The organism is Sphingobium sp. GW456-12-10-14-TSB1 (genome assembly GCF_059424385.1).
Map to the genome: position 1 here is coordinate 1 of NZ_JBWKZI010000002.1, position 14621 is coordinate 14621.

General features: G+C 62.9%; 15 protein-coding genes. 9 read left to right on the forward strand and 6 right to left on the reverse strand.

What is annotated here, in order from left to right:
* Window positions 1–10 precede the first annotated feature (10 nt).
* The 3 genes from AC07X9_RS17130 to AC07X9_RS17140 are packed head-to-tail and all read left to right on the forward strand — an operon-like array spanning window position 11 to window position 1430.
* The gene (locus tag AC07X9_RS17130; protein ID WP_495198001.1) at window positions 11–106 is read left to right on the forward strand and encodes a hypothetical protein; all 96 of its coding nucleotides are present in this window, start codon (window positions 11–13) and stop codon (window positions 104–106) included.
* A complete protein-coding gene (locus AC07X9_RS17135; RefSeq protein ID WP_017180929.1) occupies window positions 103–879 on the forward strand; it encodes an SDR family oxidoreductase in 777 nt (258 codons plus the stop codon). Before AC07X9_RS17130 ends, AC07X9_RS17135 begins: the two co-directional genes overlap by 4 nt.
* A 44-nt stretch (window positions 880–923) precedes the next feature.
* Window positions 924–1430 carry a nuclear transport factor 2 family protein gene (locus tag AC07X9_RS17140; protein ID WP_017180928.1) on the forward strand — a complete coding sequence of 169 codons (507 nt, stop codon included), beginning with the start codon at window positions 924–926 and terminating at the stop codon, window positions 1428–1430.
* A 35-nt stretch (window positions 1431–1465) separates the two neighbouring features.
* Here the strand turns inward: AC07X9_RS17140 and AC07X9_RS17145 are convergent, their stop codons facing one another.
* The 5 genes from AC07X9_RS17145 to AC07X9_RS17165 are packed head-to-tail and all read right to left on the reverse strand — an operon-like array spanning window position 1466 to window position 7748.
* Complete coding sequence (locus AC07X9_RS17145; protein ID WP_017180927.1) at window positions 1466–2293, reverse strand: SDR family NAD(P)-dependent oxidoreductase; 828 nt, start codon at window positions 2291–2293, stop codon at window positions 1466–1468.
* A complete protein-coding gene (locus AC07X9_RS17150; RefSeq protein ID WP_017180926.1) occupies window positions 2290–3168 on the reverse strand; it encodes a MaoC/PaaZ C-terminal domain-containing protein in 879 nt (292 codons plus the stop codon). The genes AC07X9_RS17145 and AC07X9_RS17150 overlap by 4 nt, the downstream gene beginning before the upstream one ends.
* Before the next feature lie 23 nt (window positions 3169–3191).
* On the reverse strand, window positions 3192–4349 hold the full coding sequence (locus tag AC07X9_RS17155) for an acyl-CoA dehydrogenase family protein (RefSeq protein ID WP_009823744.1): 1158 nt from the start codon (window positions 4347–4349) through the stop codon (window positions 3192–3194).
* Window positions 4346–6514, reverse strand: a complete 2169-nt coding sequence (locus tag AC07X9_RS17160) for a 3-hydroxyacyl-CoA dehydrogenase NAD-binding domain-containing protein (RefSeq protein ID WP_026002032.1) — start codon at window positions 6512–6514, stop codon at window positions 4346–4348. The genes AC07X9_RS17155 and AC07X9_RS17160 overlap by 4 nt, the downstream gene beginning before the upstream one ends.
* Before the next feature lie 31 nt (window positions 6515–6545).
* The gene (locus tag AC07X9_RS17165; RefSeq protein WP_017180924.1) at window positions 6546–7748 is read right to left on the reverse strand and encodes an acetyl-CoA C-acetyltransferase; all 1203 of its coding nucleotides are present in this window, start codon (window positions 7746–7748) and stop codon (window positions 6546–6548) included.
* 152 nt (window positions 7749–7900) lie between these two features.
* Between AC07X9_RS17165 and AC07X9_RS17170 the strand changes: the two genes are divergently transcribed.
* Together AC07X9_RS17170 and AC07X9_RS17175 are read left to right on the forward strand one after the other, a co-directional pair.
* Entirely contained in the window at window positions 7901–9571 is a 1671-nt protein-coding gene (locus AC07X9_RS17170) for a class I adenylate-forming enzyme family protein (protein WP_017180923.1), read from the forward strand.
* 41 nt (window positions 9572–9612) lie between these two features.
* Window positions 9613–10395, forward strand: a complete 783-nt coding sequence (locus tag AC07X9_RS17175; protein ID WP_017180922.1) for an SDR family NAD(P)-dependent oxidoreductase — start codon at window positions 9613–9615, stop codon at window positions 10393–10395.
* A gap of 7 nt (window positions 10396–10402) precedes the next feature.
* Here AC07X9_RS17175 and AC07X9_RS17180 read toward each other — a convergent pair whose 3' ends face one another.
* Complete coding sequence (locus tag AC07X9_RS17180; protein ID WP_241763553.1) at window positions 10403–11113, reverse strand: GntR family transcriptional regulator; 711 nt, start codon at window positions 11111–11113, stop codon at window positions 10403–10405.
* Between the two features lie 128 nt (window positions 11114–11241).
* Between AC07X9_RS17180 and AC07X9_RS17185 the strand changes: the two genes are divergently transcribed.
* From AC07X9_RS17185 to AC07X9_RS17200, 4 genes are read left to right on the forward strand one after another with little or no spacing between them, the layout of a single operon-like run.
* A complete protein-coding gene (locus AC07X9_RS17185; RefSeq protein WP_017180920.1) occupies window positions 11242–12093 on the forward strand; it encodes a fumarylacetoacetate hydrolase family protein in 852 nt (283 codons plus the stop codon).
* 51 nt (window positions 12094–12144) lie between these two features.
* Window positions 12145–13101, forward strand: a complete 957-nt coding sequence (locus AC07X9_RS17190; RefSeq protein WP_017180919.1) for a VOC family protein — start codon at window positions 12145–12147, stop codon at window positions 13099–13101.
* A gap of 5 nt (window positions 13102–13106) precedes the next feature.
* Entirely contained in the window at window positions 13107–13847 is a 741-nt protein-coding gene (locus tag AC07X9_RS17195) for an alpha/beta fold hydrolase (RefSeq protein ID WP_026002031.1), read from the forward strand.
* Window positions 13844–14620, forward strand: coding sequence for an SDR family oxidoreductase (locus AC07X9_RS17200; protein ID WP_017180917.1), 777 nt, complete (start codon window positions 13844–13846; stop codon window positions 14618–14620). Before AC07X9_RS17195 ends, AC07X9_RS17200 begins: the two co-directional genes overlap by 4 nt.
* Window position 14621: the final 1 nt, after the last annotated feature.

Consider the following 14621-nt stretch of genomic DNA (forward strand, 5'->3'; position numbering starts at 1 on the left):
CATCAAGCCGGTGATCGAGGCGACCTATCCGCTTGCCCAGGCCAAAGAGGCGCTTCTGCATCTGCGCGACCAGCACAAGTTCGGCAAAGTCGTGGTGACGATGTGAGCGATCTGTTCAGCCTGACTGGCAAAAAGGCGCTGGTTACCGGCGGCGCGCAAGGTCTGGGCCGCATGATCGCCGAAGGTCTGCTGCGGGCTGGCGCGACAGTGGCGATCACATCCCGCAAGGTCGACATCTGCCAAGAGGCGGCACGGGAAATGGCGGCGCTGGGATCGTGCATCCCCCTCCCCGCCGACCTGTCAACGCCCGAGGCGGCGGTCGACCTCGTCGCCCGTTATCGCGAAGCGGTCGGCGAATGCCATATATTGGTCAACAATGCGGGCAAGACCTGGGGCGGGCCGATCGACAGCTTCCCCGACAAGGCTTGGCCGGGCGTGATGGCCGTCAACGTCCAGACGCCGTTCACCATGGTCCGGGAACTCCTGCCCGAACTCGGCGCGTCCGGAAAGGCTGGCGATCCGGCGCGGGTGATCAACATCGGTTCGGTCGCGGGGATGAAGACAGAGCGGCTCAGCGCGTACAGCTATGCTGCGAGCAAGGCTGCGGTCCATATGATGACGCGCGATCTGGCCGGCGATTTGGCGGCGCGCAACATCACCGTCAATGCGGTCATTCCCGGCTTCTTCCCAACCAAAATGACGGCGCATATGCGGGATGAGGATCAGGTCGATCCTGCCCTGCTGGCGCATATTCCGCTCCAACGCCTGGGTTCACCGGACGATATCGCCGGCATCGTCATTTTCCTGTGCTCGCGCGCGGGCGCATATGTCACCGGCGCCCAGATTCCGGTCGACGGCGGGGTCGTTGGCTGCGGCTGAAATAAGCCCCCCACGCTCACGTCAGGTAAAGAAAGCTATTCGCCATGATGATCGACCTCGCCATGCTGGCGGACCGCCTCGCGATCGAGGAATGCCTCTATCTTTACGCCCATCTGGTAGATTCGATGCAGTTTCACCGTATTGCTGAGGAAGTATTCACGGAGGATGGATCGATCGACTTTGGCAGCGCGCGTTCCGTGGGACGGGAAGCCATCCATGCCCAGTGCATGGGTTATCAGGGCGCTCTAATGGGCTGTTCGCACAACATCACCAATGTGGTGATAGAGGTGAATGGCGACGAAGCGCGCGCAGCCAGCCGAGTCATGGCCTGGCAGTGGTTCGATATCCCCGGTGCCGATCCGCTGCGCCCGACGGACCTTCTGGCCGTGGGCGGCTATGAGGACAGGCTGCGGCGCACGGCCCAGGGATGGCGGATATATGAGCGGCGGGGGATCAATTTCGGCACTGGCATCGGCGCCGGATCCGTACCCGATCCCATGCGTGCCATCTTTCAGGCGATGCAGGGCCGCACGCCTGGCTGGCCCGCCTGACCGAGGGCGGGCGCCAAGGCCCGCCCATCATATCGTCAGAGTTTCCAGCCCCCGCCCGCGACGATCACCTCGCCGGTGATATAATCGGCTTCGGGCAGGCAGAGCAGGTAGACGGCGCCGGCGGCTTCTTCCGGCGTGCCGGCACGGCCCAGCGGAATGCCCTTTTCCATGGCTTCCAATATTTCGTCGCTGACGCCGGCCTTGATGTCCCGACCCTTGACGCTGATGGTCGTGCTGCCCGCCTCGCCCGCGGTCATGCGCGTCATGATGGCGCCGAAAGCCACCGCGTTGACGGTGACATTATGTCGCCCCCATTCCTTCATCACCGTCTTGGTGAGACCGACGATCCCCGCCTTGCCCGCCGCATAGCCCGACTGACCGGCATTGCCGCCAAGACCCGCCACGGACGATATATTGATGACCGTGCGGCGTGTGGGACGACCATGTTCGGCAGCCTCCTTCTTCGCCGTGGCGGCGATTACCGGTTGCGCGGCGCGCAATATACGGAAAGGGGCATTGAGATGAACGTCGAGCATGGCCATCCACTGCTCGTCGCTCGTCTTTTGAAGAACCGAGTCCCAGGCATAGCCCGCATTGTTCACGATGATGTCGATCGTGCCGAAATGCGCGACCGCCGCTCCTACAAATTTGTCGCCGAAATCGGCATCCGTCACGTCGCCCACGCACACCACGGCGCGGACGCCAAGGCTTTCGATTTCACTCGCCGTCGCCTTTGCCACATCCTCGTCCAGGTCGTTCACCACGACATGGGCGCCGGCGCTTGCCAGTTTCAGCGCGATAGCCTTCCCAATGCCCCGTCCTGAGCCGGACACCAGTGCGACCTTGCCATCCAATATATTCACTTCAATACGTCCCGTTCTTCCTTGAAACCACCGATGCGGGCCTCGCCGCCATCGATGACGATGCTATTCCTGTCAGGCACGCTAGCCCGAAACGATACGGCGTCGCCCCGGCGCCAGATTTCCGTCCGAACCGTTTCACCCGGCCAGACCGGCGCGGTGAAACGCACCCGCATGTCGGTCAACAAACCCGGATCGCCGCCGCAGCACAGATGGATCAACGCGCGCCCAACCAGACCCATGGTGGCAAGGCCATGCAGTATCGGCCGATCGAAACCCGCCGCCTGCGCCGTGCCTTGATCGATATGCAGGGGGTTGCGGTCGCCGGTCAGGCGATAGAGCATCGCCTGATTGGAAGCCGTCGGAAGGTCAAGACAGGCGTCCGCGGGCGCATCCGGCATGACGACCGGCGCCGGTCCGTCCAGATCACGCGGCCCGCCAAAACCACCCGCTCCTCGCAAGACCCACACTTCCTCCATCTCGGCGATCAGCCGGTCCGTCGGCGTGGTGATCACGCGTTTTGCCCGCACAAGGGCGGGCTTGCCTACCCCCTTATCGGCGAGACCGACAATCTCGATCCGGCCGTTCACCAGTTGACCCAGTTCGAGCGGCCGGAACAGTTTCAGCGTCTGTTCGCCATGCAGGATGCGCGGCCAGTCCCAGCCCAGTTCCGGCGCCATCGGCCAGAAGCCAGGTGTTCCCAGAACCAGCGCCATGGTCGGCAACACGGCCTGATCGCGTTCGAAGACCAGATGCCGTTCATCGATCGCGCCCAGCCCAGCGCCGACACCCAGCGCGTAGAGAATAGCGGATCGCGGATCGCAAACATCCTGTGCTTCCGGCACCCGGAAGCCGCGCAATCGTTCGACATCAAGCATTCGACCCACCCCCGGTTTTGCGGTCAGGACAGCTTACGCTCGTCCAGGCCCAGTCCGCGACCGATGATTTCGCGCATGATTTCCGAGGTTCCGGCGAAGATGCGGCTGATGCGGGCGTCAGTATACATGCGGCTGATGCGATATTCTTCCATATAGCCCGCCCCGCCATGAAGCTGGACGCATTCGTCCATCACCCGGCCTTCCAGTTCGCTGGTCAGCAGTTTGGCCGCCGACGCGTCTTCTGCGGTCAACTCGCCCGCGTTGAGCAGCATCACGCACTGGTCGACATAGGTCTGAAGCGCGTCCAGTTCGGCCCGCATCGAAGCCATCTTGAACCGCGTATTCTGGAACGCGCCAATCGGCTTTCCGAAGGCCCGGCGTTCCTTCACATAGTCGAGCGTGATGTCGAATGCGGTCTGCGCCGTCGCCATGAAGCCGATGGCCGCGACCAGCCGCTCCTGCGCCAGGAAGCGGGCGAGATATTTGAAGCCTTGGGCCGGATCGCCCAGCACATTCCCCTTCGGCACCCTGACATCGTTGAAGAAGAGCTCGGCCGTGTCCTGCGCCTTGAGCCCCATCTTCGCCAGCTTGCGCCCGCGTTCAAACCCTTCCATGCCGCGTTCGACGACCATAAGGCCCAGACCGTGGCGGCTATTGGGGTCGGTCCGCGCGGCCACGACGACCAGATCGGCCAAAATGCCATTGGAAATATAGGTCTTGGCGCCGTTCAACAGCCAATGGTCGCCCTTGTCCACCGCGCTGGTGCGCATACCCGCCAGGTCGCTGCCGGTGGACGGTTCCGTCATCGCGACGGCCAGAATCTTCTCGCCGCTGACGATGCCTGGCATCCAGCGGTCCTTCTGTTCGTCGGTGCCGAGCTTGGCGATATAGGGCGCGACCAGATCATTATGCAGGTTGATGTAGAAGCCTATGTCGCCGTGGCGCATATTCTCCTCGATGATGATCTGCTCGAAGCGGAAATCGTCGATCCCCGCCCCGCCATATTTCTCGTCCGCCCAGGTGCACAGCAAGCCCTGCTCGCCCGCCTTCAGGAACAGCTCACGGTCGACCATGCCCTGCTCGCGAAAACGTTCGGCGTGAGCGCCCACCTCCGTCGTCATGAACTTGACGACGGAGTCGCGGAACTGCTCATGCTCCTGCTCGAAAATCAGGCGCTTCATGCCGGCATTGGCTCCTTGACCCTGGTTTCGCTCGCGGGCGTGTAGAAATCCTCACCCTTTGCCGCCTTGTCGCGCAGCCATGCGGACGGCAGGAAGCGCGGGCCATAAAGCTGGGCGAGCCTATCGGATTCCTCAACGAACTTCTTAATGCCGATCGTGTCAATGTAGCTGATCGTCCCGCCGGTCCAGGCCGGGAAACCCCAGCCGTAGATCGCACCCAGATCGGCGTCCTGCGGAGTTTCCAGCACATTTTCCTCCAGGCAGCGGGCGGTTTCCATCGCCTGCGCATAGAGATAGCGCTTCTTCAGTTCCTCGACATCCCAGTCCTGCTTGACCGGGAAATGATCGGCCAGGCCCTTCCACAGATGCTTCTTGCCGCCTTCGGGATAATCATAGAACGCCCCGCCGGTCTTCCGGCCGGACCGGCCGATCTCGTCCTTCATCCGCCGCATGACGGCAGTGCCTGCGGGTGGCGTATATTTATCGCCTTCCTCGGCGATCGCCTGGTCGACGATCTTGAGCGGCAGGTCGAGCGTCAGTTCGTCCAGCAGCGCCAGCGGCCCGACCGGCATGCCGACAGCCTTGGCCGCGTTTTCGATCACCGCGGGGGGAACGCCCTCCGCCAGCATCGCCGCGCCTTCGTGGATCAGCATCTGGAACACGCGGCTGGTGTAGAAGCCACGGCTGTCGTTGACGACGATCGGCGTCTTGCGCAACTGCGCGATGAAGTCGAGGCCCTTGGCCAGCGTCTCCTTGCTGGTCTGCTTGCCCATGATGACCTCGACCAGCCCCATGCGGTCGACCGGCGAAAAGAAGTGCAGGCCGATGAACTGGTCCGGGCTCCGCGACGCCTGGGCGAGCTGCGAGATCGGCAGGGTCGAGGTGTTGGACGCGAAAATGGCCTGTGCCGGCAGCACCGCTTCGGCCTTCTTCGTGGTTTCGGCCTTGATCGCCGTATCCTCGAACACCGCTTCGACCACCATGTCGCAGCCATCGAGCAGCGCGAAGTCGTCGGTCGGGGTGATGCGGGCGAGCACGGCGTCCGCCTTGTCCTGCGTCAGCTTGCCCTTTTCGACCAGCTTGCCCAGCACCTTGGCCGAATAGTCCTTGCCCTTCTGCGCGGTCGCGGTGTCGCGGTCGATCAGAACGACGTCGATACCCGCATTGGCGGACACGAACGCAATGCCCGCGCCCATCATGCCCGCGCCCAGCACGCCCACTTTCTTCGCTTCAAACTTCGGGAAGCCTTCGGGACGACGCGCGCCCTTTTCGGCCGCCTGCTTCGAAATGAAGGTGGTGCGGATGATGTTGCGCGCGACCGGATCGGTCAGCAGCTTGGCGAAATATTTCCCCTCCACCGCCAGCGCCTTGTCAAAGGGCAACTGCAAGCCGTGGAACACCGAGTTCAGGATCGCGGCGGGCGCAGGTTGATTGTAACCCCCCTTGGCCAGGCCACCTGTATACATCATGTAGGCGGCCGAATCCTCAGGGACGGTCATGCCCTTCTTCTGCGGCGGCGTCCAACCCTTGACATCCCAGGGCTTGACCGGATCCGGCCCGGTCGCAAGCCACGCCTTGGCCGCGTCGATCAGCTTGTCCGCCGGGACGACCTCGTCCACGATCTTGAGCTTGAGCGCTTCCTGCGGCCCCACCGAGCGGCCCGACAGCAGCAGGTCCAGCGCGATCTTCATGCCTGCGATAATGCCCAACCGCACGGTGCCGCCCGATCCGGGCAGCAGACCGACATTGACTTCGGGCAAACCGACCTGCGCCTTGGCATCATCCGCCAGGATGCGCCGGTGGCACGCCAGCGCCAGCTCGAAACCCCCGCCCAGCGCCAGGCCGTTGATCGCCGCCACCCAGGGCTTGCCCGATTGTTCGATGGCACGATGCATGTCGGTGGCGCGCTTCGAAAAGGCATAGGCTTCCTGCGGCGTCAGCGTGCCGAACCCGTTCACCAGCTGCTTGAGGTCCGCACCGGCCATGAACGTCTTCTTGGCCGACGTCAGGATGACGCCCTTGATGCTTTCGTCCACGACAATCTGCTTCGTCGCCGCTTCCATGTCGGCGATGAAAGCGTCGTTGACGACGTTCATCGAGCCTTCGGCGTCGAGGGTCAGGATCGCAAAGCCGTCCTCGGCCTTTTCCAGTCGCATAGTCTTCATGGGATGTCCCGCTCTAAAGTTCTGTTCGCGCTCAAACGCGCTCGATGATGGCAGCCGTGCCCAGGCCGTTGGCCGCGCACAGGGTGATAAGGCCGGTCTCCGCGTCGCGCCGCTCCAGCTCGTCCAGCACGGTGCCCAGGATCATCGCGCCGGTCGCGCCCAGCGGATGACCCATCGCGATCGCCCCGCCATTGACGTTGATCTTGTCGTCGGGGACATTCAGCTCCCGCTGGAAGCGCATCACCACGCTGGCGAAGGCTTCGTTCAGTTCCCAGAGATCAATATCCTTCTCGGTCATGCCGGCCGCCTTGAGCGCCTTGCGAGAGACCGCCGCCGGCGCCGTCAACATGATCGTCGGCTCAGACCCGATATTGGCGTAGGACCGGATGCGACCGCGCGGCTTGAGGCCTGCCTTTTCCCCAAATTCCTTCGACCCGACAAGAACCAGTCCGGCGCCGTCGACGATACCGGAGCTGTTGCCGCCATGATGGACATAGTTCAGCTCTTCAATTTCGGGATATTTAGCCTTCACCACTGCCTCGAACCCGGCCTTGCCGAACCCTTCGAAAGCGGGCTTGAGCTTGGCGAGGCTTTCCAGCGTGGTGCCGGGCCGCATATGCTCATCATGATCGAGCACCACGTCGCCCAGGACATCCTTGATCGGCACGATCGAGTTTTTGAAATAGCCGTTTTCCCAGGCATGGGCAGCCTTGCGCTGGCTCTCGACGGCGAAATTGTCGACATCCTCGCGCGTGTAGCCGTCCAGGGTAGCGATCAGGTCGGCGCCGATGCCCTGCGGGGCGTAATAATTGCTGAAGGCGACCGACGGATCCGACGTCCACGCGCCCGAGTCATACCCCATGACCGTGCGGCTCATCGACTCGACGCCACCGCCGATGCCGGCCTGGATCATGCCCGAATGAACCTGCGCCGCGATCAGGCTGACGGCGTCCAGGCCGGTGGCGCAGAAGCGATGGATTTGCTGGCCCGCGACCGTCTGGGCATAGCCGGCCTGCAACACCGCCGCGCGCGCCAGCACGCCGCCCTGTTCACCGACGGGCTGGGCCATGCCGATGATCACATCGTCGAGCAGTCCAGTGTCGAGATCATTGCGGCTCTGGAGCGCCTTCAACAGCTGCGTCGCCATTTCGACAGAGGTGATCTCGTGCAGCGCGCCATCGGGGCGGCCCTTCCCGCGCGGCGTCCGGACATGATCGTAGACATAGGCTTCCATCGTGAATTCCCGCACAGTGATACAAAATCTCTGCCCTTGCTCTTGGACCCGGAAGGCAAAGCTGCACCTATCCAACGAAAGGCGCAGGCAGAGGCGATGGCTGCAATCTGATCATCATCGATAGCTGACCGGCATTTTAGGAGCGGACATCCGTGGTCACACAAGGCGAAGATTGCGCCCCATTCCGTATTTCTGCAACCACTCTGGGCGATCTGCTTCTCAAAGGGTGGGACAAGGCATCCGACAAGGAAGCATTGGTATTTCCGGGAGAACGCAAGACATATGGTGATGTCGTGCAGAGCGTCCTGAAGCGCGCACGCGGCCTGAAGGCGCTGGGCATCCGGCGCGGCGACCATGTCGGCATCCTGTTGCCGTCCAGCATCGAATTTGTCGAAACCCTGTTCGCCAACGCGATGTGCGGCGCCGTGTCAGTGCTGATGAACGCACGGTACAAGGCGCCCGAGATGGCCTATGTCGCGCACAATGCCGATCTGGCGGCGATCATCACCAATGATATGATCAGCGAGCATATCGATTTCGGTCGGCGGCTGGTTGAGGCTTTCCCCGACCTGCCCGATGCCGCCGACTCCTCCTCACTCACGCTTGCGGGCGCGCCGCTGCTCAAGCGGATCGTGATGCTGGGTGGCCGTTCGGTCCCCGGTTTCGTCGATCAGGCAACCTTCGATGCGGCGGTGCAGGAAGTGGAGGAAGCAGAGGTACATGCATCCCGTCTGACCGTCAGAGTCCGCGACACCGCGATGATCCTGTATACGTCAGGGACGTCGGCCAACCCGAAGGGGTGCCTGCTCAGCCATGAGGCCGTCACTCGGGAGGCATCGAATCTCGCTCGCTATCGCTGGTCCTTCCAGCCCGACGAGCGCGCCTGGTCGCCGCTGCCTTTATTCCATATCGCTGCGATGCTCTGCATGCTGGGCGCGATCGACGTGGGCGGCACCTTCATCGGCCAGCCGCATTTCGATGCCGGGGAGAGTCTGCGGCAGATCGAGGATGAACGGGTGACGATGATGTTCCTGCCCTTCGTCACTTTCCATCAGGCCATGATCACCCATCCCGACTGGGCCAAGACCGACATGTCGTCGGTGCGCCTGCAAAATAGCTGCTTCGCCTTCATGCCTGATCGCGTAGGCCAGGCCTATCGGGAGAAAGCCCCAAACATGCTCCAAGTGGGCACCATGGGCATGACCGAGGCAACCGGCATCGTCACCACGGGCGGCTATGCGATGGACCCGGAAATGGGCTTCAAGAAACTCGGTTTCCCCCTTGCGGGCATAGAGATGAAGATCGTCGATCCCGAAACCGGCGAGGAAAAGGGCGTGGACGAACGCGGCGAAATCCTCATTCGCGGCTACAATCTGTTCGACGGCTATTACAAGGACCCGCAGAAGACCGCAGAGGCGCTCGATGCCGATGGCTGGTATCATAGCGCCGATATCGGCTCGATCGACGAACATGGCCACGTCATGTTCCACGGCCGGTTCAAGGATATGCTGAAAGTGGGCGGGGAAAATGTCGCGGCGGCCGAGGTCGAAGCGGTGCTGGCCACCCATCCGGCGGTTCGTCTCGCGCAGGTCGTCGGGCTGCCTGACGAGCGGCTGGCGGAAATCCCCGCGGCCTACATCGAACGCGAAGGCGATGTGGAGGTCGAGGCGGAGGAACTCATCGCCTATACCCGGCAGCGCCTCGCTTCCTTCAAGGTTCCGCGGCATATCCGATTCATCGACGAATGGCCGATGTCGGCATCGAAAATCCAGAAGTTCAAGCTGCGCGGCGCGTTGATGGACGAACTGGGCCTGAAGGACTGAAACACGGCGCATCGACGCCATGAAAGTGTAGGGAGAGTGACATGCGGGTGATCATCACGGGTGCTGCAAGCGGCATCGGCAGAGCATGCGCCGAACTGCTGGCGGCCGGGTCGATGATTCCGGGTGAACACCGGATGCTGCTCGCGGATCGCGATGCCGCCAATCTGCAGGTGGTGGCCGATGCGGTCGGCCCCGCCGCCGCGACCTGCGTGGTTGATCTGGCCGAACCGGATTGCGGCGACCGGATTGTCGCGGCGGCGCTCGCGCATATGGATGGGATCGACGCCGTCATCAGCAATGCCGGCATCATCATGGGCGGCGCGCTGGTTGAACTGCCGATCAGCGATTTCGATCGCATCTTCGCCATCAACACCCGCTCGTCCTGGCTGTTGGGCAAGGCGGCCCATCCTCACCTGAAAGAGAGCAAGGGCGCCTTCGTCGCGACCGCGTCCATGTCGGCCACCCAGCCTACGCCCGCGCTTGGCTTTTATTCCTCCAGCAAGGCCGCCTTGCTGATGATGATACGCCAGCTCAGCATCGAATGGGGTCCGGACGGTATCCGATGCAATACGGTGTCGCCCGGCCCCACCTACACGCCGATGACCGCTGCGGGATATGAAGATCCGTCGCGGCGCGACCAGCGGGAAGCCAATATTCCCCTGCGCAAACTCGGCGTGGCCGAGGATGTCGCGCAGGCGATCCTGTTTCTGATCGGCCCTCATGCAAGCCACATCAGCGGTGTCGACCTGCTGGTTGATGGCGGTATGAGCAACATGCTGATGCCCGCCAGCGGCGGTGGCACCGGTCAGAGCCGGCAGAGCTGATATGGGATCAGAGGGCCCGATCCGCGCCAGCCGCCCATTCGATATCGGTCCCGCCCCGCGCATTCTGCGGGTCGATCAGCAGCCGCGCCGTCGCCATCAAATGGTCCGTCAGCAGCGCCTCGGCGCGGTCGGCGTCCCGCGCGAGCGCCGCGTCGACGATCTGCGCATGTTCATGAACCAAATCCCGGTCGCCATGGGCCAAAGGCACGGTGAGATAGCGATAGCGTTCCGACTGGGCATAGAGCCAGTCGCGCATCTTGAGCAACCATGGACTGTCGCACGCGGCGACCAGGGCGTGGTGGAAGGCCGCATGGGCGTCGGCATAATCCTCGTTCAGACGGGCCGCCTCTCGCGGGTCGCGGGTCGGGGTCTTGCTCAACCTATGGGCTGCGCTGACGATCGAGGCTTCCCAGTCCAGGCTTCCCTTCTCGATGGCGCGCCGGAGGCATTGCCCCTCAATATCGCTGCGGACCCTGACCAGATCCGTCAGATCGCCGATCGATATCGGCGTCACCCGAAATCCCCGCGCATCGTCCTGCGTCACAAAGCCCTCGGACGTGAGCCGCGACAGGGCTTCGCGCACCGCCCCGAGACTGAAGCCCTGCGTTTCGGTGATATCCTTGATGTTGATTTTGGCGCCGGGCACCAGCCGACAGGTCAGGAGATCGTCGCGCAATTGCCGGTAGGCGCGTTCGGTCAGGCTCAGCTTTTTGGTCATCGCAAGAGCTATATCAGCTTCGTCACCCATGGCAATTCGACAGGATGTATTTTATATCTTGAAATATATTTCATTCAATTCCATGCCTGCGGTTCGGTGGGTTGGACAGATTCTCAGGAGGTTTGCATATGCGGTTGGCCAAGGTGACACAGAACGGCGCGGTCGGTCTGGCAGTGGACACGGGCGCGGGCGTCAAGGCGCTGTTCGGCGACGCTGCACTCTATGATCTGGATGCGCTGATCGCCAGCGGCGGCAGCGCCCTGACGGATGCCGGCGCGAAAGTCAGCGCAGAGGGCGAGGAAGTTCAGGTTGAAGACCTCACTTTCCTGCCGCCCCTCGTCAAGGCGCCCAAGATCCTTTGCCTGGGTCTCAACTACAAGGATCACGCGGCCGAAGGCGGATTCACCGTGCCCGAATTCCCGACGGTATTCGGCCGTTTCAATTCGAGCCTGATCGGCCATGGCGCACCGATCATCAAACCGCCCTGTTCCGATCAACTCGATTATGAGGCGGAAATGGTCGCGGTCGTCGGCAAGGGCGGCAAGGATATCAGCAAGGACGACGCGCTGTCGCATATCGTCGCCTATTCGGTGTTCAACGACGGTTCGATCCGCGACTATCAGCTCAAGACGCCGCAGTGGACGGTCGGCAAGAATTTCGACGATACCGGCGCCTTCGGTCCCTGGCTGGTAACGGCCGACGAGCTGCCTGCGGGCGGCGCCGGGCTCAAGATCGAAACCCGCCTCAACGGCCAGGTGGTGCAGAGCGCGAACACATCCGACATGGTGTTCGATGTCGTCGACACGGTCGCCCTCCTGTCCACCTGCTTCACGCTGGAAGCGGGCGACGTTCTGGTCATGGGAACCCCGTCGGGCATCGGCCTTGCCCGCAAGCCTCCGCTGTTCATGAAGGATGGCGATGTGTGCGAAGTGGAAATCGAAAAGATCGGCCTGTTGGTGAACCCCATCAAGGCAGCATGATCGAAAGGCCGGCGCCGTCCTGTCGGCGCCCGGCCAGCCAAGGAGCGAAGGATGAACCAGAACAGCCCGTCGGGACGCCGCGCCAATAGTTTGGGCGTCCATTCCATCGATCATTTCGCGGTCGAAGTGCCCGATCTGGAAGCCGCGCGGACATTCTACACGCTCTTCGGACTTGACGTCCGCGAGCGGGATGACACGCTGGAATTATATGCGTTCGGCAATCCGCATCGCTGGGCCGTGCTGAGCCAGGGCGGCGACGCCAAGCGGCTGCGCTATCTGAGCTTCGGCATCTATCCGGACGAAGCGGACGCCTTTGCCGCTCATCTCGACGGCTGCGGCGTCACACGGATCGATCCGCCCGAAGGCGCGGAAGCCGACGGCATCTGGTTCGCAGGCTTCGATGGCCTGCCGATCAACGTCCGCGTCGCAGACAAGGCGACGCCATCGGAAAAGAGCCATTTCACTTTCGTCAGCGCGGCGCCGGGCCAATCCGGCGCGATCCCTAACAGCAAAGCGCCCAAGGTTCACCCCCGCCGCCTTTCGCATTTCGCCATCTTCGCGACCGACGTGAATGCCGCGATCGACTTCTATGAGAAGACGCTCGGCCTGCGCCTGTCCGACAAGAGCGAGCCGGCCGTCGCCTTCCTGCACGGCCCCCATGGCAGCGATCATCACCTGCTGGCCCTCGTCCTGTCCGATCGGCGGGGCATGCATCACAATAGCTGGGACGTCGGGTCGGTGATGGAAGTGGGCCTGGGCGGCGCGACCATGGCCCGGGCCGGCTATGGCCCCAACTGGGGCGTGGGCCAGCATGTATTGGGCGCCAATTATTTCTATTATGTGCGCGATCCTTGGGGCAGTTTCAGCGAATATTCGGCCGATATTGACTTCATCCCGCATGACGTCGACTGGCCGGCCGCCAACCATGCGCCAGAGGACAGCATGTTCCTGTGGGGACCCGATCCATTCCCCGAATTCATCCAGAACACTGAACCGGCGGAGGCCTGATCGTCATGACCACATTCGTACTTCTTCACGGCGGCGGCATGGGCGGCTGGACATGGAAATATGTCCGTGAAATTCTGGAGGCCGGGGGCCACAAGGTCTACACGCCGACCTTCACCGGCTTTGGCGAGCGCGAGCATCTGATCGGCCGCGATGTGGGCAATGCGACTCATGTGCGCGATATCGTGAATGTCTTCAAATATGAGGATCTGCGCGACGTCGTGCTGGTCGCGCACAGCTATGCGGGCACGGTCGCGCCCGGCGTGATCGCGGAGGTGGGCGACCGCATCGCATCCATAATCTATCTTGACGCCATCGTGCCCCGGTCGGGGGAACGGATCGGATCCCTCATGGGCTATGTCCCGGAAGACCAGCTCGCCGCGCTGGATGCGATGCTCGAAGCAGGCGAAGGCCCGGTAGGATCGGGCGTGCATGAAATGCAGCGGGCGGCGGCCAAGGAGCATCCCCATCTCATGGACCCGGCGCGGGAGAAATGGCTGCTCGACAATTTGTCGGACCAGCCGATGAAGGCGACCGCCTGCGTCATTCCCGTTGGCGCCGAGGCGATCGACCGGCCCGTCGACTATATCGCGGCGGCCGTCACGGTGATGACGGCGATGCACGACCGGGCGCGCGAACTGGGCTGGACCATCCATGACCATCCGGGCGATCACGCCCTGCTGGTGGGCGATCCGGAGGGAACGACCGACCTCATTCTGAAGATTTCCGGCGCGGGAGCTCCGGCATGAATGCCGCCGAGCTGTTCTCGGTACAGGACCGCGTCGCCGTCGTTACCGGCGGGTCGACCGGCATCGGCCGCCATATCGCGACCGGCCTGGCTGCGGCGGGCGCCACAGTCTATATCTGTGCCCGGACGCAGGCCAAGGTGACGGCGGCCGCGGCGGAAATTTCTGCTACGACTGGCGGCCGCTGTACCGGCCTGGTCGCAGATCTTTCGACACTTGCTGGGATCGAGGCTCTGGTCGCGGCGGTGTCCACCCAAGAACAGGCCGTGCATGTCCTGGTGAACAACGCCGGGACCATGGCCGACGCGCCCATCGACGATTATGGCGAGGATGAATGGGATCCGGTGATCGACCTGAACCTGAAGGCTCCTTTCTTCACGCTTCGAAAATTCCTGCCCCTGCTTCGCGCAGGCGGCACGGCGGAGCGCCCTGCATCGATCATCAACATCGGGTCGGTCGGCGCGCTCAAGGTCGGCCCCAAGGAAAATTACGCCTATCAGGCTTCGAAGAGCGCCATCCACTGGATGGCGAAAGGCCTCGCCAAGCGGCTGGGCCGCGACAACATCACCGTCAACGTCATCGCACCCGGATTCTTCGAATCGGAGATGACCGTCATTACCTCCAGCGAGATGCGCACGATGGTGGAATCGATGGTGCCCCGCGGCCGCGTCGGTACGCCAGAGGATCTGGCGGGCGCAGCCATCTATCTCGCCTCGCGGGCGGGCGCCTATGTCACCGGATCGGTCATCCCTGTCGAGGGAGGATTGTCGATCTGAT